Annotated in this window: 17 protein-coding genes and 1 pseudogene; 4 read left to right on the top strand and 14 right to left on the bottom strand. The window is 71.4% G+C overall.

Annotation, left to right across the window (positions count from 1 at the left end; all coding sequences use genetic code 11):
• Positions 1–1194: FAD-dependent oxidoreductase (locus tag AB0N14_RS37380; RefSeq protein ID WP_366030172.1), on the top strand; the 1194-nt coding region annotated here is incomplete at its 5' end.
• An 88-nt stretch (positions 1195–1282) separates the two neighbouring features.
• Here the strand turns inward: AB0N14_RS37380 and AB0N14_RS37375 are convergent.
• The 4 genes from AB0N14_RS37375 to AB0N14_RS37360 all read right to left on the bottom strand — a co-directional run bounded on the left by AB0N14_RS37375 (position 1283) and on the right by AB0N14_RS37360 (position 5640).
• Positions 1283–1651 carry a TraR/DksA C4-type zinc finger protein gene (locus AB0N14_RS37375; RefSeq protein WP_366030171.1) on the bottom strand — a complete coding sequence of 123 codons (369 nt, stop codon included), beginning with the start codon at positions 1649–1651 and terminating at the stop codon, positions 1283–1285.
• A 34-nt stretch (positions 1652–1685) separates the two neighbouring features.
• Positions 1686–2873 carry an alcohol dehydrogenase catalytic domain-containing protein gene (locus tag AB0N14_RS37370; RefSeq protein ID WP_366030170.1) on the bottom strand — a complete coding sequence of 396 codons (1188 nt, stop codon included), beginning with the start codon at positions 2871–2873 and terminating at the stop codon, positions 1686–1688.
• Between the two features lie 120 nt (positions 2874–2993).
• The gene (locus tag AB0N14_RS37365) at positions 2994–5282 is read right to left on the bottom strand and encodes a catalase (RefSeq protein WP_366030169.1); all 2289 of its coding nucleotides are present in this window, start codon (positions 5280–5282) and stop codon (positions 2994–2996) included.
• Positions 5283–5466: 184 nt separating this feature from the next.
• The gene (locus tag AB0N14_RS37360) at positions 5467–5640 is read right to left on the bottom strand and encodes a hypothetical protein (RefSeq protein WP_366030168.1); all 174 of its coding nucleotides are present in this window, start codon (positions 5638–5640) and stop codon (positions 5467–5469) included.
• A 242-nt stretch (positions 5641–5882) separates the two neighbouring features.
• Between AB0N14_RS37360 and AB0N14_RS37355 the strand changes: the two genes are divergently transcribed.
• Positions 5883–6302 (top strand): CBS domain-containing protein, encoded by a 420-nt coding sequence (locus tag AB0N14_RS37355; RefSeq protein ID WP_366030175.1) that lies wholly within the window; start codon positions 5883–5885, stop codon positions 6300–6302.
• A gap of 8 nt (positions 6303–6310) precedes the next feature.
• On the opposite strand, the gene AB0N14_RS37350 is transcribed toward AB0N14_RS37355, so the two are convergent.
• The 8 genes and pseudogenes from AB0N14_RS37350 to AB0N14_RS37315 all read right to left on the bottom strand — a co-directional run bounded on the left by AB0N14_RS37350 (position 6311) and on the right by AB0N14_RS37315 (position 19212).
• The gene (locus AB0N14_RS37350; protein WP_366030167.1) at positions 6311–7687 is read right to left on the bottom strand and encodes an amidase; all 1377 of its coding nucleotides are present in this window, start codon (positions 7685–7687) and stop codon (positions 6311–6313) included.
• A gap of 103 nt (positions 7688–7790) precedes the next feature.
• Positions 7791–10013 (bottom strand): alpha-galactosidase, encoded by a 2223-nt coding sequence (locus tag AB0N14_RS37345; protein WP_366030166.1) that lies wholly within the window; start codon positions 10011–10013, stop codon positions 7791–7793.
• A gap of 88 nt (positions 10014–10101) precedes the next feature.
• Complete coding sequence (locus AB0N14_RS37340) at positions 10102–11460, bottom strand: sugar ABC transporter substrate-binding protein (protein ID WP_366030165.1); 1359 nt, start codon at positions 11458–11460, stop codon at positions 10102–10104.
• Between the two features lie 15 nt (positions 11461–11475).
• Positions 11476–12492 (bottom strand): acetylxylan esterase, encoded by a 1017-nt coding sequence (locus AB0N14_RS37335; RefSeq protein WP_366030174.1) that lies wholly within the window; start codon positions 12490–12492, stop codon positions 11476–11478.
• Positions 12493–12804: 312 nt separating this feature from the next.
• Positions 12805–15096, bottom strand: a pseudogene (locus AB0N14_RS37330) (glycoside hydrolase N-terminal domain-containing protein); the annotation flags it as partial.
• A 32-nt stretch (positions 15097–15128) separates the two neighbouring features.
• Positions 15129–16064 carry a carbohydrate ABC transporter permease gene (locus AB0N14_RS37325; protein ID WP_366030164.1) on the bottom strand — a complete coding sequence of 312 codons (936 nt, stop codon included), beginning with the start codon at positions 16062–16064 and terminating at the stop codon, positions 15129–15131.
• An 11-nt stretch (positions 16065–16075) separates the two neighbouring features.
• Positions 16076–17083 (bottom strand): sugar ABC transporter permease, encoded by a 1008-nt coding sequence (locus AB0N14_RS37320; RefSeq protein ID WP_366030163.1) that lies wholly within the window; start codon positions 17081–17083, stop codon positions 16076–16078.
• Positions 17084–17139: 56 nt separating this feature from the next.
• The gene (locus tag AB0N14_RS37315) at positions 17140–19212 is read right to left on the bottom strand and encodes a fibronectin type III domain-containing protein (protein ID WP_366030162.1); all 2073 of its coding nucleotides are present in this window, start codon (positions 19210–19212) and stop codon (positions 17140–17142) included.
• A 365-nt stretch (positions 19213–19577) separates the two neighbouring features.
• Between AB0N14_RS37315 and AB0N14_RS37310 the strand changes: the two genes are divergently transcribed.
• On the top strand, positions 19578–20732 hold the full coding sequence (locus AB0N14_RS37310) for an ROK family transcriptional regulator (RefSeq protein WP_366030161.1): 1155 nt from the start codon (positions 19578–19580) through the stop codon (positions 20730–20732).
• 23 nt (positions 20733–20755) lie between these two features.
• On the opposite strand, the gene AB0N14_RS37305 is transcribed toward AB0N14_RS37310, so the two are convergent.
• Positions 20756–21205 carry a DUF5709 domain-containing protein gene (locus tag AB0N14_RS37305; RefSeq protein WP_366030173.1) on the bottom strand — a complete coding sequence of 150 codons (450 nt, stop codon included), beginning with the start codon at positions 21203–21205 and terminating at the stop codon, positions 20756–20758.
• Between the two features lie 170 nt (positions 21206–21375).
• Here AB0N14_RS37305 and AB0N14_RS37300 point away from each other — a divergent pair, with 170 nt between their 5' ends.
• Positions 21376–21621, top strand: coding sequence for a hypothetical protein (locus AB0N14_RS37300; RefSeq protein WP_366030160.1), 246 nt, complete (start codon positions 21376–21378; stop codon positions 21619–21621).
• Positions 21622–21645: 24 nt separating this feature from the next.
• Here the strand turns inward: AB0N14_RS37300 and AB0N14_RS37295 are convergent, their stop codons facing one another.
• Positions 21646–22347, bottom strand: a complete 702-nt coding sequence (locus tag AB0N14_RS37295; protein ID WP_366030159.1) for a FadR/GntR family transcriptional regulator — start codon at positions 22345–22347, stop codon at positions 21646–21648.
• Between the last annotated feature and the right edge of the window lie 110 nt (positions 22348–22457).

Genomic DNA, 22457 nt, shown 5'->3' with positions numbered 1-22457 from the left:
CTGGTGGACGAACTCGGCATCGACTGCGACTGGGAGACCGCACCGGCGTTCACCTACGCGACGGACCACGACCGTGTGTCCGAGCTGCGCGCCGAGGCGGAGGCCGCGCGGGAGGCGGGGCTGCCCGCCGAGTTCGTCACCGACACGGACCTGCCCTTTCCCGTGGCGGGGGCGGTCAGGGTGGCCGACCAGGTGCAGTTCCACCCGCGCAAGTACCTCCTCGCGCTCGCCGAGGCGCTGGCGCGCGGTGGCGGGCAGCTGTACGAGCACACCCGCGTGGCCGGGCTGCACGAAGGCGAGCCCTGCCGTCTGACGACCGAGGCCGGGCACACGGTCACCGCACGGGACGTCGTGGTGGCCACCCATTACCCGATCTTCGACCGCGCGCTGCTCTTCGCCCGGCTCTCGCCGCGCCGCGAGGTCGTGCTGACGGCCCCGATCGACGCCGGACGCGCGCCGCGGGGCATGTACATCACCCCGGAGGAGAACACGCGGTCGATCCGCACCGCGCCCTACCAGGACGGCACGCGTCTGCTGATCGTCACCGGCGAGCACTTCACGCCGGGCACCTCCGACACCGGGGAACACCTCACCCGACTGGGCGACTGGGCCACCGAGCACTTCGGGCCCCTGGAGTTCAGGCACCGCTGGGCCACCCAGGACAACGACTCCTCGGACACCGTGCCGCTCGTCGGGCCCCTGCACCCGGCGAGCCGCCACACCTACGTCGCCACGGGCTTCGGCGGCTGGGGGCTCAGCGGCGGTGTCATGGCGGGGCTCCTGCTGTCCGCGCTGATCGACGGGCGCGAGCCGCCGTGGGCGCAGTTGTACGACCCGCGCCGGGTCGGCACGGTCCTGAGGGAGGCGTCCACCTTCCTGAAGTACCAGGCGAAGGTCGCCCAGCACTTCGTGGGCGACCGTCTGGCGCCGTTCATCGGCGGCGGCTCGGTCGACGACGTGGCCCCGGGAGACGGCGCGGTGCTGCGCGTCGGCGGCCATGTGTGCGCCGTGTCCCGGGACGACTCGGGGCAGCTGCACGCCGTGTCGGCGCGCTGCACCCACCTGGGCTGCTTCGTCGCCTTCAACCGCGCCGAGCAGGCGTGGGAGTGCCCCTGCCACGGTTCCCGCTTCGACATCGACGGGCACGTCCTGCAGGGCCCGGCCGTACGGCCGCTGGAGCAGCGGGACGTCTGACGACGCCCGCGCATCGGGCGGACGCCGGCTTCGGTTCGGGCGGGGGCCGGCTTCGGTTCGGGCGGGAGGCTTCGGGTGGACGCCGGCTTCACATCCCGGCGTCCGTCCCCGTCCGTGCGCAGGCGATGCAGAGGTCGGTGTGCGGTACCACCAGCAGGCGGTCGCGGCCGATCTCGCCACCGCAGACCGTGCACCGGCCGAAGCCGGGCGCCCCCACCCGGGACAGGGTGGTGAGGATCCGGTCCAGCAGCATCCGGGCGCGCTCGGTGTCCGTGCGCAGGCTTTCGAGGGCGGTCGTCTTCGCGCTCGCGTCGCCCGCATCCAGGTCGCAGTCCGCGGACAGGGCGGACATCTGCGCCTCGGCCGCCGCGAGTTCCACGCGCAGCGCGTCCGCTTCGGCGGTCAGCCGCTCGGCGATGTCACGCAGGTCGTCGGTCGACAGTTCCGTCGTCGGCATGGGTACGTCACCTCGGGTTCGGTCCTCGGGGCGGTCACGGCTTGAGCAGGGTCTTGATCATGCCGTCTTCCTTGGCCTGGAACATCGCGTACGCCTTGGGGCCGTCCTCGAGCGGCATGGCGTGCGTCTTGAAGCCGTCCACGCCGAGGGGGTCCTCGTCCGTGAGCAGGGGCAGGATGTCCTCCACCCAGTTCCAGACGTTCGCCTGGCCCATGCGCACCTGGATCTGCTTGTCGAACATGGTCAGCAGGGGCATGGGGCTCGCGGCCCCGCCGTACACCCCGGAGACGGACAGGGTGCCGCCGCGGCGTACCAGGTCGATGGCCGTGTGCAGGGCCCCCAGCCGGTCCACTCCGGCGTGCTCCATCAGCGGTTGCGCCACCGCGTCGGGCAGATGACCGGTCAGCCACTGCGCGGCCTTGGCGAACGGCGCGCCGTGCGCCTCCATGCCGACGGCGTCGATCACGGAGTCCGGCCCCCGCCCGTCGGTCAGCTCCCGCACGGCCTCGGTCAGGTCCTTGCCGCTGTGCCGGCGGAGGTCGAAGCAGGTGACTCCGTGTGCCGCGGCGCGCTCCAGCCGCTCGTCCACCAGGTCCACGCCGATGACCAGACCGGCGCCACGGTGCCGGGCGATCCGGGTGCACATGTCGCCGATGGGCCCGAGGCCCAGGACGGCCACGCTGCCGCCCTCCGGCACCGCCGCGTACTCCACCGCCTGCCAGGAGGTCGGCAGCACGTCGGACAGGTACACAAACCGGTCGTCCGGCGGCCCCTCCGGCACCTTGATGGGCAGCCTGTCGCCGAACGGCACCCGCATCAGCTCCGCCTGCCCGCCCGGCACCTGTCCGTACAGCTTGGTGTACCCGAACAGGGCGGCGCCGGTGCCGCGCTCGCGGACCTGGGTCGTCTCGCACTGCGAGTGCAGGCCCTGGTTGCACATGAAACAGTCACGGCATGAGACGTTGAACGGGATGACCACCCGGTCGCCCGGCTCGAGCGTGCGAACCTGCGGCCCGACCTCCTCGACGATGCCCATGGGTTCGTGGCCCAGGACGTCCCCCGGGTCGATGTAGGGACCCAAGAGCTCGTACAGGTGGAGGTCGGAACCGCAGATCCCGCTGGACGTGACCCTGACGATGATGTCGTCGGGCTTCTCGATCCGAGGGTCGGGGACGGTCTCCACGCGGACGTCGCGTCGGCCCTGCCAGGTCAGTGCTCGCATGCTGTGCTCCTCCGGTCCTACCGCATGCCGGGACCGCACCGGTCTTCCGAATACCGGGCTCCCGGTCCGAGTCCCCGGGGGCGCCCGGTTCGACACACCGACGTGGGGGCCCGACGGCGGTCACACGCGGGCGGCGAACCGCTCCCAGACGCGGTGCTTCGTCAGCAGCCCGGTGATCTGCTGCAGCGCGCCGGAACCGGTCTGGGCGGTCACCACTCCAGGGGCGTTCGCCGGCACACCCGCCGCCTGGAGCGCGGCCTCGGCGCCGGCCCAGCCCCCGATCGCCTTGCCGTGCCGGAAGGCCTCCGCCAGCATCAGCAGCACCCGGGGATCGACGCTGCTGTCGGCTCCGGGCTCTCCGGCCTTCGCATCGCGCGCGCCGTACGCGTCGGGGGCGGGCGCCGGAGCACCGGCCACGAGCACGGCGTCGTACTCGACCGACCGGGCGGTGGCGAAGCTGCGCTGGACGGTGATGGGCTCGCCGTCCGGGTCGAGCTTCCCGCCGGTGGGAGCGATGACCAGCGGCACCATGCCCGCGGTGAACACCGCGTCCCGCACCGTGCGCAGACCGTCCAGGTCGGTGCTGGCGTCGGTGACGACACCGATGATGCGCCCGTCCAGCGGCCAGGTCTCGCCCACCTGCGACAGGGCGGGACTGGGGTCGACCGCGACGATCGGCACGGTGGCCTCGGGCGCGGGCAGGCCGAGGCCGGCGGCGACCTGTTCGCACAGCTCGGGGTCGATGTTGGCGAGTACCCGCAGCCCTCGTTCCTTGATGGCCTGTTCGTAGCATTTGCCGAGTTCGAAGGTGTAGGCGGCGACCACATGTTCCCGTTCCACCGGGCTCAGGCTCAGCCAGAACATCCTCGGCTGGGTGAAGTGGTCCGCGAAGGACGCGGGCGCCGTACGGGACTTCGTCGCCTCGGGGATCCGCACCGGAGCCTCGACGTACGCGTGGTCGCCCGCGCCCGCCAAGTCGCCCGTGCCGGCCACGAACGGGCAGCCGCAGTCCAGGGAGTTGGGTCGGTAGGGGGCCACTCCGGTGTGCACGGCGGTCTGGTGCATGCCGTCGCGCAGCATGTCGTTCACCGGGGCGTGCGGGCGGTTCACCGGGATCTGCGCGAAGTTGGGTCCGCCCAGGCGGGTGATCTGGGTGTCAAGGTAGGAGAAGAGGCGGCCGGCCAGCAGCGGGTCGTCGGTGATGTCGATGCCGGGCACGAGATGGCCGGGGTGGAAGGCGACCTGCTCGGTCTCGGCGAAGAAGTTCGAAGGGTTGGCGTTCAGCGTGAGCAGACCGACCGGCTGCACCGGTGCCAGTTCCTCGGGGACGATGTTCGTCGGGTCCAGCAGATCGATGCCTTCGAAAGTTTGTTCGGGAGTATCCGGGAAGGTCTGGATGCCCAGCTCCCACTGCGGATACGCGCCCGCCTCGATCGCGTCGGCCAGGTCGCGCCGGTGGAAGTCAGGGTCCGTGCCGCTGATGAGCTGGGCCTCCTCCCACACCAGGGAGTGGACGCCGAGCTTCGGCTTCCAGTGGAACTTCACCAGTGTGGTGGCGCCCTCGGCGTCGACCAGCCGGAAGGTGTGGACGCCGAAGCCCTCCATCATCCGGAACGAGCGCGGAATGCCCCGGTCGGACATGTTCCACATCGTGTGGAACGTGGCCTCGGTGTGCAGGGTGACGAAGTCCCAGAACGTGTCGTGCGCGCTCTGCGCCTGCGGGATCTCCCGGTCGGGGTGCGGCTTCGCTGCGTGGACGACGTCCGGGAACTTGATCGCGTCCTGGATGAAGAACACCGGGATGTTGTTGCCGACCAGGTCGAAGACACCCTCGCCGGTGTAGAACTTCGTCGCGAAGCCCCGGGTGTCACGCACGGTGTCGGCCGACCCCCGGGAGCCGAGCACTGTGGAGAACCGTACGAACACCGGTGTCTCGACATCCCGCTGCAGGAAGGCCGCCTTCGTGACGTTCGCGGCGGTGCCGTAGCTCTGGAACACCCCGTGCGCCGCGGCGCCGCGGGCGTGGACCACCCGCTCGGGGATCCGCTCGTGATCGAAGTGGGTGATCTTCTCACGCAGATGATGATCCTGGAGCAGGACGGGTCCACGCTCACCGGCCTTGAGGGAGTGGTCCGTGTCGTACAGGCGGTTGCCCTGCGCGGTGGTGAGGTACGGGCCGCCCTGGGCCCGCGTCGTCGGGTCCGCTTCCGTGGGGCGACCGGTCGGGCTGACCGCCTCCGGGGCCGCCTGGTCGGGCTTGGGCGGCAGGGGCGGCCTGGGTGCGGTCGGCTCCGCCAGCTCGGGCGGCTCGGCGCCGGGCCTGCCGGGGATGCCGCCGTCCGCCTGCCCATCGCCCCGCAGCGCGTCGACCACCTTGTCCTTCATGCCTTTGACCGGGTTCTCGCTCATGTGGTTGCCGCCTTCCAGGCCTGTCGTCCACGCGGCGGGGGGCCGCGGAGGGGGGAAGCCGTCCTGGGCCCCTGGGAGAAAGCGCCGCGCGCTCGCGTTCGCTTGCCTCCGCCTGGGTACCCACGCCCTCCTCGGTGAAGCGTGTACGCGGCAGCCAAATGACCCCGGTCGTTCCCGTCGGCCCTCAGTCCTCGCCCCGGACGATGTTCCCCTCCGGTCCGCGCTGCGGCCAGGGCCTCTTCCCGTCGTCGAGGGCGGGGACACAGGTGCGCAGGCCGTTCTTCCGCAGGCGGCGGGCCTGCGCCCAGCCGGTCTCGGGCGGGCGGACGACGGGCTTCTCACTTGGCTGTGCGGTCACGACAGTTCATCTTCCTTCTGCATCCTCGGGCGCCGGGCCCCATCTCGCCGGGGCCTCACGGCGCTTGCTGACCGAGTCCCCAGGGACGGCGTGGGGAAACGGGCTGCGGTGGCGTGTGCCGCCTTTCTGCGGCACGCCCCGTGCGTACCGCCCGAAACGACCGGGTGAGGCGCCGGGTTCGCCGGGTACCCGGCGGCCGAGCGCGGTGACCGGCACCGCAGCAATGCGCGAAGGGAGACATGATGGCCCAGCACGTACGCGACATCATGACCGCCGCACCCGTGACGGTCGAACCGCAGACCCCGGTGGCGACCGTGGCCCAGGTGATGCGCGACCAGAACATCGGCGCGGTCCTCGTGACGGAGGGCGACCGGCTGCGTGGGCTGGTCAGCGACCGCGACCTGGTGGTGCGCACGGTCGCGGAGGGAGCTGACCCGCGGGAGACCACGGTGGATCGCGCGTGCAGCGGCGACCTGGTCACCGTGAGCCCCGAGGACGAATTGGACCGCGCGGTACGGCTGATGCGCGAGCACTCCGTGCGCCGTGTCCCGGTCGTCGAGAACGGGGAGCCCGTGGGCATCGTGTCCCTCGGCGACCTGGCCATCGAGCGGGACCCGGAGTCGGCGCTCGGTGACATCAGCGTCGCGAAGTCCAACCAGTAGGACGGGTGTCAACCGGCCGGTTCGGAGGGTGTGGCACCGCCCCGGCCCACCGGGGCGGTGCGCCGCCAGGGCCGCAGGGACTCCAACTGGCCTGCCACCGCCAGCAGTTCCCGCTCCGAGCCCGGCCGTGCCACCAGCTGCACCGCGCAGGGCGCGCCGTTCGGGAGGAGGTCGAACGGAACAGACATCGCCGGCCAGCCCGTGAGGTTCCACGGCGGGGTCATGGGGGAGTAGGTGGTGTTCGTCAGCATGTTGCGCAGCCAGCCGCGCTCGTGCCAGGAATCGGCGACCGGGCCGCGACGGGCGAGCGCCGGGGTGAGCAGCACGTCGTGCGCGGCGAAGAACGGTTCGAGGAGCCGACGCAGCTGCTCTCGGCGGTCACCGGAGCGCACGCTCCCGGCGAAACGCCGCCCCACCGCCGCGTGCACCCGGGTGCGCCGGGTCAGCCGCCGTGGATCGAGGCCCTCCGCGTCCACCGCCGTACCCGCCGTCCAGTGCGCCAGCGACGTCGTGCCCAGCCACCAGGGGTACGGCGGCTCGTCCGGACGCACGTCGTGGCCCGCCCTCGCCAGCAGTGCCGCCGCCGCGCGGGCCGCGTCCGCGTACGGGCGGCTCACCGTGACGCCGAGCAGGGGACTGCGCAGGGAGAGCGCGATCCTGCGCGGCGCGGTTCCCGGCGCCCGATCGTCCCCCGTTCCCGCGAGGACGCCGAACATCAGCCGTGCGTCCTCCACCGTCGTCGCCAGCGGCCCGTTCTCGGACATGCCGAACCAGTCGCCGTTGCCGATCCCCGCGGGGATCACGCCGTGACCGGCCTTGATGGTGACGAGGCCGCAGTTCGCGGCCGGGATGCGCAGCGACCCCATCCCGTCGTTGCCGAGCGAGACCGGCACCATCCCGGCGGCCACCGCCGCCGCGCTGCCGCCGGAGGAGCCGCCCGCCGTGCGCGTCAGGTCCCACGGGTTCCGGGCGGTCCCGTGCACCCCTTCCGTGGTGCCGAAGACGCACAGCTCCGGCACGTTGGTCAGACCCACCACCACCGCGCCCGCCGCGCGCAGCCGGGCCACCGTGACATGGTCCCGCTCGGCGGGCGTGTCGGGGGTCGCGGCGGAGCCGTTGCGGGTCGACTCGCCGCGCACCGCCAGATTGTCCTTGACCGCCACGGGGACGCCGGCCAGCGGCAGACCGGCCAGATCCGCGCGCGCCGCGACCTCGTCGGCCTCGGCGAGCGCCGCCTCCGTGCGGACCCGGCGGAAGGCGCCGACGCGGCCGTCCAGCTCCTCGATCCGCGCGAGGTGCTCCGCCACCACCTCCCGCGGGGTGACCTGCTTCTCCCGTACGGCGGCGGCGATCTCGGCGGCGGTCCGGCCGATCCAGCTGGTCACGGGCGCTCCCTGTCGGTGCTCGGTGTGGTTGGGCGCATGAGCGTACTGGCGAGTACGAGCAGCACTGTGCCGTGCGTGCGGCGCCGCGTCGAGAGCCCGAGGGTTACCTGTCACCAGGGTCACCCTCGGCCGACCCGCCCCTTTCCCAGTCGTTCCGTCGCACCTCCAGCAGCAGCGCCTGGTCAGGGTTGAGGTTGGGCATGGGCAGTCCGGCCACCGTGAGCACCGCACCGGGCAGCGTCAGCCAGTCGTCGAGCGCGGTGGTCAGCCATGCCGGCCCGGAGGTCTGGTGGAAGGACGGCAGCCCCAGCTCGGTACGGACCCGTACCCGGTAGGTGGCCTCGGCGGCGAGTCCGGGCAGCTGCACCCGCCCGGACTGCCCCTCGGGCGAGGTGGCCACCCGGGCCCAGCAGTACAGCGCGGCCGCACCGTCGTGCGCCACGACCCCGTGCAGCAGGGTCGCGTCGCCGACGAGGTCGGCGCGGACCGTGCGGCCGCCGTGCAGCAGGGGGCGCAGTTCGCGGTAGAGCGCGGCCCAGGCGGTGAGCCGGGCGAGTTCCTCGGGAGTGCACCGGGTGATGTCCTGCTCGATGCCGGCATGCCCGAACAGGGCCGTGGTCAGCCGGAAGGCGTCGGAGCTGACCCGGGCGGTGGTGTGGCTGGTGCCCGAGCCGACGTGGGCGCCGATCAGCTCGGGCGGCAGCAGTTGCGCCGTCCACCGCTGGATCATTTGACGCTCCACCGGATCGTTGCAGTCCGAGGCCCACACCCGGTCGGTGCGGGCCAGGATGCCGAGGTCGATCCGGCCGCCGCCGCTGGCGCAGCTCTCGATCTCCAGCCCGGGGTGGCGCTCCTTGAGGGCGTCGATCAGCCGGTACAGCGCGAGGACCTGGGCGTGCGCGACCGGGCGGTCGGCGCCGCCGTGCACGGCCTCGTGGAGCTCCCGGTTGTGGTCCCACTTCAGATAGGCGATGCCGTACTTCCCCACCAGGGCGTCCAGCGCGCTCAGCAGGTAGTCCCACACCTGCGGGTTGGCCAGATCCAGGACGTGCTGGTGCCGGGAGGACGGTCCGACGCCGCGCGCCGGGCCGAGGACCCAGTCGGGGTGTTCCCTGGCCAGGTCGGAGTCCAGGTTGACCATCTCGGGCTCGACCCACAGCCCGAACTCCATGCCGAGCGAGCGCACATGGTCCACCAACGGCGTCAGCCCCTGGGGCCAGACCACCGGGTCAACCGTCCAGTCCCCCAGCCCGGCGTGGTCCGAGCGGCGCCCGCGGAACCAGCCGTCGTCGAGCACGAAACGCTCGACACCGACCTCGGCGGCCTTGTCGGCGAGCCGCAGCAGCCGGTCCAGATCGTGGTCGAAGTACACCGCCTCCCAGCTGTTGAGGATCAGCGGGCGGGGGGTGCGCGGGTGGGCGGGCCGGGCCCGCAGCAGGGTGTGGAAACGGTCCGCGAGCCCGTCGAGGCCCTCATCGGACCAGGTGAAGTGGCACACCGGCGTGGTGTACGACTCACCGGGGGCGAGCCGGATCTCCCCGGGCCGCAGCAACTCTCCGCCACCGAGCACCGCGGCATGGGTGCCCGCGCCCTCCGGCAGCTGCTCGACCAGATACCGCTGGTCGCCGCTCCAGGCGAGGTGCACGCCCCAGACCTCGCCGTGGCGGAAACCGAACCCCGGCACGCCGACCGTCACCAGGTACGGCGAGTCCAGGCCGGGTTTGCCGCGCCGCACCTCCCGGGTGTAGGTGCCGAAGCCCAGCGGGCGGCGCTGCGGGGAGCGCTCCCGGCTCCACTTGCCGGTGAAGTCCAGGATCTCCGCGGCCCGGCGGGGCAGCGGCAGCATGGTGGTGATCTGCGCGAGGTCGTACGGCTCCGGGGCGGCGTCCGGCCGGCGGCTGATCCGCGTCTGCACGCCCAGGACGCCCGAGGGCTCCAGGCGGTAGGTGACGATGACGTCGAGTCCGGCTCCGGGGTCGGTGAGGTCCAGGGACAGCTCCCCGCCCTCGGCCTGCGGGCGGTGCGACGTCCCGGCCAGGCTGAGCCGCGGTGCGGTGGCGGTACCGGCCAGGTGGCCCTGGTGGGCCGGGGTGCCGGACCAGCCGTCCGCCTCGGTGGGCCAGACGGTGAAGCGGCGCGGGATGTCGATGGAGTTGTTCAGCACGGCGGGCTCACCGGTCAGGGCGAGCGCCGCCAGGCCGGTCTCCGTCAGCTCGCCGAGGTCGGCTCCCCAGTGCAGGACTCTGGGCACCGGCTCGGCGAGCTCGACGACGAGTGAGGCGCCGGCCGCGCGCAGGGTCAGGATTCGCGCGGTGGTGTCAGGCATGCAGAGTCCTTTCATGGATCCGGCCCGCCGGACGGACCCTGGTCGTGGGCCGCGTCCGGCGCCCGGACAACCGGTTGCCTTCGGTGGTTCAGCTCTTCGCGAGCAGCGTCTTGCTCTTGTCCCGCATGTCCGTGAACACGGAGTCGTCCTTCTGACCGGCGAAGTACGCCTCGAACAACGGCTCCAGCGCGTCCTGCAGGGCGGCGCCGTTGCCGTAGACCGGGGAGGGGTAGAGGACCTTGTTCTTCAGCATGTCGGTGAAGACGGACAGGTCCACACCCTTGGCGGCCAGCGCCTTGGCCGAGGAGTCCATGGCGGCCGGGATCGACGGGAAGAATGTACCCGTCTGCGAAGCCTTGGACTGGCACGACTCGGAGCCCATGTAGGAAACCCACTGCCAGGCCAGGTCCGGGTTCTTGGTGCCGGCCCAGATGTTGTTGCCGTTGGAGTTGCTCAGCACGGCGCGGGTCTTGCCGTCAGGACCGTAGGGAGTGGGGGCGATGCCGACCTTCAGGTTCGGGATCTTCACGAAGGTCGCGGCCTCCCACGAGCCGGCGCTCTCCATGGCGACCTTGCCGGAGGCCAGCAGGTCCACGTCGCTGACACTGTTGGCGAAGTCACCGATCTTCGGTGCGTAGCCCTTGTTCGTCAGCGAGCGGATCCAGTCCATGGTCTTCACGAACCGCGGGTCGGTGTAGTTGAACACCGTCGGCCAGTTGGGCTTGTCGCCCAGGCGCCAGCCCGTGGTGTCCACCAGCGGGCTCCAGGTGGTCTGGCCGATGAAGTCCTTGGCCGCGACCTGTCCGTAGCCGTAGGTCTTGACGTGCGCCTTGTCGAAGCCCGGCTGGTCGCCGCGGCGTCCCTTGGCGTCGATCGTCATGTGGGCGATCATCTTGCCCAGCGTGCCGCCGTCGTCGGGGTTCCAGGTCAGCGAGTCGACGTCCTTCTCGCTGTACCCGGCCTTGGCCAGCGCGTCCGCGCTGTAGTAGATGCCGGTCGCCGCCCAGTCCAGCGGCAACGCGTACTGCTTGCCGTCGGTGAACTTCCAGGCGTCCACGCCGACCGAGAAGCGGGACAGGTCGAACTTGTCCTTGGCGATGAAGTCGTCCAACGGCATCAGCTGGTGCTGGGACGCGTACGCCTGGAAGAACTGGACGCTGTTCTGGAAGGCGTCGGGCGCGCTGCCGGCCACGAACCCGGCGGTCAGCTTGGTGAAGTAGTCCGCCACGTTGTACTGGCTGATCTTCACCGTCACACCGGGATGGGCCTTCTCGAAGTCCGTGGCGCACACCTGGTACGCGGCGGCCTGCTTGTCGTCCCAGGTCCACCAGTTGACGGTCCTGGAGCCGCCGCCGGCGGAGCCGGAGGAGCAGGCGGAGACCACTGCGGCAAGAGTGACCGTGGCGCCCAGCGCGACGGCCTTGCGCAGTCGCATCACTTTTCTCATCGTTCCTTCTTTCCTTCAGGACGCAGGGGCGGGGGACGGCACCCCTGGCGGACGGGACGACGTCTTCAGGAGCGCGCCGAACGCGCTCAGTGCGGTGGCCAGGTCCTCGGGACCGCCGGCGTCATGGCCGTTGAACTCCCACAGCCGCAGCTGCTTGGGCCCGGCGTAGGCGTGGTACGCGGCGATCGCCGTGACCGGCGGGCACACCTCGTCGCGCAGCCCGGCGGAGAACCAGGCGGGGGCCGTGGCCCGGCGGGCGAAGGCGAGCCCGTCGAAGTAGCTGAGCGTCTCGAAGGTCTGCTCCACCAGGTCCCGGCGGGCGGCCAGATAGCCGACGATCTCGGCATAGGGCTCCGCGTCGGTGAGCCGGGTGGCCTGCCGGATGTCGCACAGGAAGGGCGCCTGGAAGTGCGCGGCCGCGAGGCCGGGTACGAGTCCGGCGACCGCGAGTGCGATTCCGCCGCCCTGGCTGGGGCCGACGACGGCGACCTTGGCCGGGTCCACCAGATCGGCGCGGCCCCGCAGCGCCTCCACGGCGCGGACGGCATCGGTGAAGACGCGCCGGTAGACGTAGGTGGTCCGGTCCTCGATGCCGCGGGTGAGGAACCCCGGATACGCCGGGCCGCTGCCGACCGGGTCGGGTGTGCCGCCGCCGCCCGCCCAGGCGCCGCCCTGACCGCGGGCGTCCACCAGCAGATGGGCGTATCCGGCCGACGCCCACAGCAGGTCGTCGATGGGTGCGCCGCGCCCGCTGCCGTAGCCGTGGAACTGCACGACGGCGGGCAGCGGGCCGGTCCGCCGCCGGGGCATGCGCAGCCAGCCGCGGACCGGGTGCCCGTCGAAGCCCGGGAAGACGGCGTCGAAGACGTCCACGGTCTCCAGACCGGTCGCCACCGGGGTCAGGTCCAGCGCGGCCTCCTGCCGGGCACGGGCCTCGGCGAGGGTGTCCTTCCAGAAGACGTCGAAGTCGGCGGGCTCCCGGTACGCGCTGCGGTAGGAGAACAGCTCGGGCAGATCCTGCTCGGTCAGCACGGCACCGGCTCCCCTAGGGCCTCTCGTTTGGATCATGCCGGGCTCGCGGGGCCTGGCACGCACTCCCCCACTGCCTTGACGGCGTGGGGGCACCCCCAGCGGCGTTGTCGTCACTCGTCGACGCTCCGCGTCGACTCCCTCCTCCGCCTTGCATCTGCACGCACCAGGTCCCGCTCCCTGATCCGGCCTGATCCAAACGAAAGGCCCTCGCGGGCACAGGTCCGCGTCGAGGGTGACCTGCGTCCCGGCCGGGACGCGCAGGATGACGCCACGGTCCCGGTGGCGGATCCGGACCGGCTCGGCGTCGTCGCCGGCGAGCCTGCGCACCGTGACCGAGGTGAGCGCGCCGCCGCTCCAGGTGAAGTCGGCCGCGAGGCCGCCGCGGCAGCGCAGGTCCCTGGCCTCGCCGTCCGGCCACTCGGCGGGCAGGGCGGGCAGCAGGTGGAGGGTGCCGGTGTGGCTCTGCAGCACCATCTCGGTGAGGGCGGCCATGAAGCCGTAGTTGCCGTCGATCTGGAAGGGCGGATGAGTGGAGAAGAGGTTGGGCAGCAGTCCGCCCCAACGTGATCCGTCGACCGGGGCGTCGGCGCGGGGGTCGCCGTCGAGCGGGCGGCTCGCCTCCAGCAGAAGGCCGCGTGCGGTGGCCGCGTCGCGCAGTCGGGCCCGCAGGGCGATCTTCCACGCCCAGGACCAGCCCATGGCGCCCGGGCCGCGGCGGTTCAGGGACCTCAGCGCGGCCTCGGCCGGTCCGGGGGTGGTGTCGGGATCGATGAGACCGAGCGGGTACACGGCGGACAGATGGGAGAGGTGACGGTGGTGCGGGTCGGCCTCGGGCAGGTCCTCGGCCCACTCCTGGAGCCGGCCGTCGGCGGAGATCCGCGGTGGGCGCAGCCTGGGCAGCGCGGCGCGGATCTCGCCGGCCAACGGGGTGTCCACGCAGAGGACGTCGGCCGCTTTCAGGACGCGCTCGAAGGTGGCCCGGGTCAGCGCCATGTCCATCGCCGAGGAGCGGGTCAGTGACCTGGGGATGCCGTCGGCATCCAGGAAGAGGTTCTCGGGGGAGGTCGAGGGGAGGGTGTCGAGGTGCCCGGTGCCGTCGTCGACCAGCCAGTCGAGCAGGAACTCGGCGCAGCCGCTGAGCAGTGGCCAGGCCCGCTCCCGCAGGAAGTCCAGGTCGCGGGTGAACTCGTAGTGGTCCCACAGGTGCTGGGACAGCCAGGCGCCGCCCATCATCCAGATCGCCCACGAGGGGTTGCCGTGACCCATGCCGACCGGCAGCGCCCAGCCCCAGGGGTCGCTGTTGTGGTGCGCCACCCACCCTCGGGCGCCGTACAGCTGCCGCGCCACCTCGCCGCCCTGGGCGGCGAGCCGGTCGAGCAGGTCGAACAGCGGCTCGTGACAGGCGGCGAGGCCGGCGGCTTCCGCGCCCCAGTAGTTCATCTGGGTGTTGATGTTGAGGGTGTAGTTGGACGACCAGGCGGGGCGCAGGTCGGCGTTCCAGATGCCCTGGAGGTTGGCCGGGGGACCGGTGTGCGGGCGGGAGGCGGTGGCCAGCAGATACCGGCCGAGCTGGAACAGCACGGTGGCGGTGAGGTGTTCGTCGTCCCCGCTGAGGATGTCGCGCGCCACGTCGTGGGTGCCGCCGCGCCGGCCGCCGATGCGCAGGGCGGTGCCGCCGAGGAGGCCGCGCAGATCGGCCTCGTGGGCCTTGAGCAGGTCCTCGGCTCCCTGGACGGCGGCGCCCGCGGCCGTACGGGGCGCGGTCTGAAGGTGGGTGGCGCGGTCCGCGGTGGGCTGTCCGTGCCAGTGGCGGGCGGCGTTGGTGGAACTGGCGAGGGTGACCAGGACGTGCGAGGCGCCCGCGACGAGCAGGCTGCCGTCCGCCACGGTCACCTCGCCGTCGGTGCTCAGGGCCAGGGCGAGCGCGCCGAAGGGGTCGTAGCCGTCGACGGGTCCGTCGGCGTACCGCAGGGGTTCGGCGACATCGGGTTCGTGGGCGGGTGCGCCGTCCACCGGTATCTCCACGCCCAGGGTGATCCCGCGGACGGTGGCCGACCGGTGCACCTCCCGCAGCGGGGTGGACAGTTCGACGCGCAGGTCCACGGCGCCGCCCGCCGCGTCCACCGTCGCGCACAGGGTGCCCGTCGCGGCGTCGGCCCAGACCCGGCGGTGCACCGCCGTACCGTCGAGGTCGAAGCGCTCCTCGGTCACCGCGGTGTCGAGGTTGAGGGTCCGGCCGCGGTAGGCGGCCCGCTCGCCGCCGGACACGGTGAGCCACAGGTCGGCGTAGGGCAGGTACTCCTGGCTGTACGGCCCCTCGAAGGCCATCAGCAGCGCCTCGGCCCGGTCCTGGTCCCCGGAGCGGAGCGCGGCGCGGACCTCCTCGAGCCGCCGCGGTCCGGCGCCGGCCGCGCGGAGCGCGGCGAGGGCGGCGGCCGGGCCGCCGGGGGTTCCGGACCACACGGTGGAGTCGTTGAGCTGGATCCGGGCCCGGTGGGCGCCGCCGAAGACCATCGCACCGAGCCGGCCGTTGCCGACGGGCGCGGCCTCGGTCCACTCGGCCGCGGGCGCGGGCCATCGCAGCACCAGATCGGTGGAGTGCATGGCTGTGCCGTCCAATCGAGGTGGGGAGCCGGTCATTTCAGGCCGGAGAAGCCGATGGAATTGACGACGCGCTTGCCGAATGCGATGAAGAGCAGCAGCATCGGCAGCGCCGCGATGAGCGCGGCGGCCATCAGACCCGCCCAGTCCGGTGCGGCCTGCGGCGAGGACTGCTTGAAGACTCCGAGCGCGAGAGTCAGCGGCTGCACGCTCTGCCCGTTGGTGATCAGCAGCGGCCAGAAGTAGTCGTTCCAGGCGTTGACGAACATCAGCAGCGACACGGTGGCGAGCGGTGCGGACGACATCGGCAGGATGATCCGCAAGAAGATCCGCAGCGGTCCGGCGCCGTCGATGATGGCGGCCTCCTCGACCTCGCTGCTCAGCCCGAGCATGAACTGCCGCAGGAAGAACAGCGTGAACGCCTGGAAGAGGCCGCCGGGCAGGATCAGCCCGGCGAAGGTGTTGGTGAGCCCGAGGTCCTTCACGAGGACGAAGTTGGGCAGCAGCGTGAACACGCCGGGCACCATCAGGGCGCTGATCAGGACGTTGAACACCAGGTTGCGGCCGCGCCAGTGCAGCCGGGAGAAGGCGTAGGCGGCGCACGCGGAGAACAGCACGATCAGCGCCGTCTGCACGGACGCGTAGATCAGCGAGTTGCGCAGGTACAACGCGATGTCGAGGGAGGCGCCGGAGCCGCCCTGGGCCTGTGCCTCGGCGGTGGAGGCGATGCCGAGGGCCCGCTCGAACGCACCCCAGGTGAAGCCGACCGGCAGCGGCGAGGAGGGGTTGGTGGCCAGCTTGTAGTTGTTCGACAGGGCGGTGCGCAGGATCCAGTAGAACGGGAAGAGGGTGGCCACGACGATGACACCGAGGTAGATCCAGGCCGCGATCCTGCCGGGTGAGAACCTGCGGGTGTCCTGACGGGGCCGGCGCTGGGCGGCCGTCCGGCCGGGTGCGAGGGTGACAGCCATGTCGGCCTCCTTCAGTTCAGGTCGGACTCGCCCGCGCGGGCGAGCCGCAGCTGGGTGAAGGTGACCGTGATGAGCAGGGCGAACAGGGCCAGCGACAGGGTGGCGGCGTAACCGAAGTCGAACTGCCGGAAGGCCTTGTCGAAGATGTACATCTGCAGCACGTTCGAGGCGTTGGCCGGGCCGCCCCTGGTGGTGACCTGGACGATGTCGAACACCTGGAAGGAGTTGATCACGGTCAGGACGACCACCATGACGAGGATCGGCCGCAGCAGGGGCAGCGTCAGCCGGCGGAACATCTGCACTTCGCTCGCGCCGTCCACCCGGCCCGCCTCGTAGATCGTCGACGGGATGGTCTGCAGGCCGGCGAAGATCAGCAGGGCGTAGTAGCCCATCCACTTCCAGACGCTGATCGCGGCGAGTGAGGGGATCGCCCATCCTCCGCTGCCGAAGAAGAGGATCGAGTGGCCGGTCAGGTGCCTGAGCACGATGTTGACGACGCCGAGTTGCGGGTCGAGCATCCACTGCCAGACCAGGGCGGCGATGACGTTGGAGATCAGGAACGGCAGCAGGATCACGCCGCGCAGGACGGACGACCGGGCCACCCGGTGCAGCACCACCGCCGTCACCAGGGAGATCAGGGTGCCGAAGCACACGGACAGGACGACGAAGTAGACGGTGACGAGCAGGGAGTGCCAGAAGACGTCGTCACCGGACATCTCGCGGAAGTTGGCCAGTCCCACCCAGTGCGGCGGGGTGAGGACGTGGAAGTCGGTGAAACTGAGGTAGATGCCGCGCAGGGTCGGATAGGCGAAGAAGACCGCGAAGCCGGCCACGGCGGGGAGGATCAGCAGCAGGGCGGCCGGCAGGTCCCGGCGGCGGGCCGCCGCCGACCTGGTCGGGGTGTGGCGGCCCGGCTTGCGGACCGTGCGGGGCTTGCCCGGTCGGGTGGCCGTGGTGGCCACCGCGGCGGACGGCGGTGGGACCGGCGTCGTGGGGTTGCCCTGTGATGTGACCACCACGGCACTCTCCTTACGTGTTCAGGCGGGTGGATCGCCGACGGACGGCAGACGGGGGATCAGAGGGTGATCCGGTCCACGTCGGACACGTAGTCCGAGGGGTTGCCGAAGCTGATCGTGTTCGTGCCCGCCTTCAGCTGCACCGGCACGGTGATCGACTGCGGGTGGCCCCAGTTGTTGTCGTTGGTACCGGGCAGCGGCACCTGGAAGGACGTCCCGCCGGCGGTGACGACGACCGTGCGGCCGGAGGAGCCGTCGGTGTAGTCGAGCTTCATCAGGTACGTGCCGTCCTTGGGCGCGGTCACGTCGGTGATGGCGACCGATCCGTTGTAGCCGAGGTTGCCGACCTTCTTGCCGCCGGAGCACTCGGAACAGCCCGCGATGCTCGCGTTGCCGCTGAGGGTGTTGCCCGGTGCCTCGGCCTCGTAGGAGACCGGTCCGCCGGCCGCCGGCGTGGTGACGGTCACGGCCTTGCTCGGCGCGGAGACGCGGCCCCTGGCGTCGTGGGCGACCACGGTGAAGGAGTAGGCGGTGGCGGCGCTCAGACCGCTGACGGTGGCGGAGGTGCCGGTGACGGTGGCGGCCTTCGTCCCGTTCACGTAGACGTCGTAACCCGTCGTGGCGGTACCGGAGTTCACCGCGTCCCAGGCGAGCGAGACGCTGGAGGCGGTGGAGGCGGTGCCGTGTACGGCGAGAGGGACGCCGGGGTGGGTGCCGGTGCTGCTCGGGGTCAGGCGCAGCAGGCGTGAGCCGTGCGGCGGCAGGTTGTCGGTGAAGGAACCGCCGACCGAGCCCAGGCCCTTGTGGCTCCACAGGTCGCGGACCGCGGCCTTGCCGCTGATGCCCAGGTCGCTCCAGTTCGCGGTCACGTCCGCATAGCCGCTGCCGAGGTTGAACAGCGCCACGGTGTAACTGCCGTCCGGGTTGCGGGCGTACCAGACCTGCTGGGGCGTGTCCTGGCTGACCGGCTTGGCCGGGTGGCCCGCCTGGTCGACCGCGATGACCTCGTCGTTGGTGAGCAGCTTCAGACCGTAGGAGTCGAGCTTGGTGAGGTCGTCACCGATGTACAGCGGTGCGGACTCGATGGCCCACAGCGTCGTGTAGCTCTGCCGCTCGACGTCGTTGATGCCGTCCATGGCGCCGACGCCCACGTCGAGGGAGTCGAGGTTGTTCCAGTGGCCGGGACCGGCGTCGGGTATCCACTGGACGACGTCGTTCCAGCGCTGCTTGACCGAGTTGTTCCAGGTCACCAGCGTGTCGCAGTAGCACTCGACGTCCGTGTCGACCCGCCACCCGTTGGAGTTGGCCTTCCACACGTCGGCCTGGTTGTGGCTGAGCGACCAGGACAGGACGAACTGGACGGGGCGGCCGGTGTTCTGCAGCGCGGTGTGCCACGCCTGGATGTCGGGGACGTTGTTGTGTGCGTCGTCGCCCTGGGAGGAACCGGGGCCCACTCCGTCGATCTTGAGGAAGTCCACGCCCCAGCCGGCCAGTTCGTCGGCGATGGACTGGATGTACTTGGTGGTGCAGGGGCTGGCGAAGTTCAGCTGGTAGGAGACGTTGTCCCAGCCGCTGGTCTTCCGCAGGTCCGGGTAGACGATGTCCTTGGTGGTGCAGCCCGGTGCGTTGTAGATCGGGGTCCTGCCGTCGTTGTAGTAGTCCATGTAGAGGCCGACCGCCAGGTAGAGACCGAACTTCAGCCCCTTGCGGTGCAGGTAGTCCCCGACGTACTTCATGCCGTGCGGGAACTTCTTCAGGTCGGCGGTCGGGCGGGCGTAGTCGTCCGCGACGTTCTTGCCGTTGTCGACGTTCCAGCCGGCGTCCACGTTGACGTACTCGTAGCCGTGGGACTTCAGCTTCGATGCCAGCACGTCGGCCTGCTGCAGCACGTGGGACTCGGTGAGCCACTTCTCCCCGCCGTAGCCGGGGAAGTTGGTGGACTCGAGGCTCCACGTGCTGTAGCCCATGTACGGTTCGGCGGCCACGGCGGAGGCGGCCGTCGCTTCGGGGGCCTGGGTGCCGGAAGCACCTGACGGGGTGGTGGCCCACGCGGTGGGCGCGGCGAGGGCCACCGCCAGCGCGGTGGCACAGGTGAGTGTTCTAAGGCGTACGGGTCGAGCTGGACGAGCCATGGATGTACTCCATCTCGGCGCGAGCGCAAGCTTCCGCCTGGGGGATCGAGGGTGGTGGGAGCTCCCTCGGTGGTGGTCGTCCCGGAGCGCCACCGAGGGGAGAACAGCTGAGGACCAACGGGGAATGCGTGGCCGCGCCCCTCACCGGCGCGGATCCGTCCCGTCCGCTCCGACGAGGAGTGCGGCGAATGTAGCCACGGTTTCCTTCCAGCGTCAACATAGTCGGCCTCATAGAAATCCGATGTCTCGGGGAGGGAAGTCCAAGGCGGCTGTGCCCTGTTCCTCCTCAGGCCGGGTCGCAGGGGTGGCCGGGCGGCATGGGCAAGCCGTTGATTTAGTTTCCTTGGGAAATGTAAGGTCGCCACATGAGTCTTGCCGACCAGCCCCCCGCTGCCGCCCTGGTCTTCCAGACCCTGCTCCAGCACGGCCCGCTGAGCCGTGCCGAGGTCGGGCGGCGGACCGGGCTGTCACCGGGAGCCGTCACCAAGGTGGCCACTCCGCTGATCGGCGACGGTTGGATCGCCGAGGTGGGCCGGCCCACGGTGGAGCGGGCCAACGGCCGTCCGGCGACGTTGATCGCGGTCCGCGCCGAACGCGTCCGGTTCATCGGGGTCAAGGTCACCGGGGACGAACTGATCGGCGTGCTGGCCGACCTGACCGCTCGGCCGCTGGCGTCCCGGCGGGCCGCTCTCGGCTCGCGGGATGTGGGCACCGTGGTGGTGGCGATCGCCCGCCTGGTGGATCAGCTGCGGGCGGCGGCCGACGCAGCGGGGCCCGACGGGATCCACAGCATCGGGGTCGCCATATCCGGCGACGTGGACGGCCAGACCGGCACCGTGCAGTACTCACCCTTCCTGGACTGGCGCCGGGTACCGCTCGCTCAGCTGGTCGAGTCGGCCACCGGCACTCCGACGGTCATCGAGAACGACGTCCGTGCCCTGACCGTGGCCGAGCAGTGGTTCGGCGCCGGTGCCGGCCTGTCGTCGTTCGCCGTGGTCACCGTCGGTGCCGGCATCGGCGCCGGTCTCTCCATCGGCGGCCGCGTGGTCTCGGGGGCGCACGGCGTGGCGGGCGAGATCGGCCACCTCCCGGTGGGCGGCACCGACCGCACCTGCACCTGCGGCAACATCGGCTGCGTCGAAGCGGTCGCCTCCACCCACGCGATCATCGAACAGGCCCGGCAGGCCACCGGTGACCCGGAGTTGACCATGGAGAAGGCGGTCCGGCTCGCCCATGCCGGTGACCCCGCCGTCCGGGCCGTCTTCGCCCGCGCCGGACATGCCATGGGCCTGGCGCTGGCCTCGGTCGCCAACCTCATCGGCCCGGAGCGGATCATCATCTCCGGTGAGGGCGTGGCGTCGTACGACCTGTTCGCCGACCAGATCCGGCAGACCTTCGCCGACCACGCCTTCGGCGCCGCCGCGGACTGCGATCTCGTGGTCCGGCCGCTGCCCTTCGAGGAGTGGGCCCGGGGCGGTGCCGCGGTCGCGGCCCAGCGCGTCTTCGCTCCCCTCAAGTAGGCGACCCCGGCGCCCGCCGCGCGTCAGTGGGTGTCGGAGTCGGGGACCACATGCATCGCGGCCTCCTCGGCCGATGCGCCGGCGCCGTCCAGCCCGACGTCGGAAGCGACCAGGTCGAACTCGGTGTTCTCGTGACTGCCCTCGTCGGGCGCGAGCAGCCGTCCGGCACGCACATCGCCGACCTCGTCGTCGATGAGCTCACCGTCCGTGTCCCAGGCGTCCCCGATACCGTCGCCGTCCAGGACGCCGATGTCCGGTACCTCCTCGGCAAGGCGCTCGTCCAGACTCTCCCCCCGCTGCCGCTCCGACGCCGTGACGCCCGTGTGCAGCACGCCCCAGGGCCGCTCCGGGGGAGAGTATCCCTCGTCCAGCGCCTGTTCACCGGCCCGGTGGTCCAGGGTGTCGGACGCGTCCAACAGCCCGGCGTCGTCCTGCACCTCGGAACCGTCCGGCTGGTAGACCTCGTCGCCCATCGCTGCGTCGGCCACGTGCGCTCCTTCCCTGTGCGTGCCGTCTTTCTCGCAGATTTCTGGCAGGCGCAGTGATCCCGGACTGCACGATCCTGGCCTGAGCGTGCAGAGTTCACCGCTCGCCGTTCGCAGGCCGTTGCCAGGACGCCGTGCGCGCGCCGAGCATGTGGGCCATGAGCGAAGCCGATGCCCCCGAGGACCACCACCAGGGCGTCCGGGGTCTTGCCCAACGGATGAACGAGCACCACAGGGACGCCGTCCGGCGTCGCGAGGACGAAGAGCTGGAGCGTGCGGCGGAAGACGCCGGCTTCGACCTGGGCGCCGACATGGCGCACCCCACGGTGGGTCATGCCGCGGTCGGTTACGACGTCGAGACGGATGTGGGTCTGGACAACGGGCCGCCGGAGCTGCGCCGGTAGAGAGCGTCGCCGTAAAGGTGCCGTTCAGGAGGGCAGCTGGCTGCGCAGCCACTCCTCCACCTCGCCGACGTGCGCGGCGGCCGCCGCCCTGGCCGCCTCCGGGTCGTGCGCGGCCAGGGCGCGGTGGATCGCCGCGTGCTCGCGGCGGGTGCGTGCGAAGGCGCCCTCTTCCTCATAGCCGCGCCACACACGGGCGCGGAACGTCCGTGAGGACAGGCCCTCCAGGATCGCCGCCATCGTCTCGTTGCCCGCCGCGACAGCGATCTCCCGGTGGAAGGCGAGGTCGTGCGCGAGGATCTCCTCCGGATCGTCCGTCGCGTTCATCGCCGCCAAGTGCTTCTCCACCTCGGCGAGTTGGTCGTCCGTGATACGGGCGGCCGCCAGCGCCGTCGCTGTCGACTCCAGGACCCGGCGCACCTCCAGCAGCTCCACCAGGCGCTGCCCGCGCGAGAGATCGGCCACGACGCCGAAGGTCTCCAGGAGGTCCCCGGCCTGAAGCTGGGTGACGTAGATGCCCGAGCCGTGCCGGGCCTCCAGCACGCCGAGGACCGTGAGCGCGCGGATCGCCTCCCGCATCGAACTGCGTGAGATGCCGAGCTGTGCCGCGAGGTCGCGTTCCGTCGGCAGGCGCTGGCCCGGCTCGAGCCGGCCCTCGGCGATCATCGCCTTGATCTGCTCGATGGCGCGCTGCGTCACGGTGCCCTTGTACGGGGCTGTCTCGTCCACGACACTCCTCCAGTCACCGGGTGCGTCGCAGTCTAACCACCAAGGTGGTCGGACCACTAAGGCCCGATGACGCGAAAATGTGCCGTCGAGGGCTGTTCTGGCGGGGGAGT

Origin of the sequence: Streptomyces sp. NPDC051104, from assembly GCF_040682835.1 — a bacterium.
GTDB lineage: Bacteria > Actinomycetota > Actinomycetes > Streptomycetales > Streptomycetaceae > Streptomyces > Streptomyces cynarae.
The sequence above is the reverse complement of the archived record's forward strand: the minus strand, read 5'-3'. Positions and strand labels throughout refer to the sequence as shown.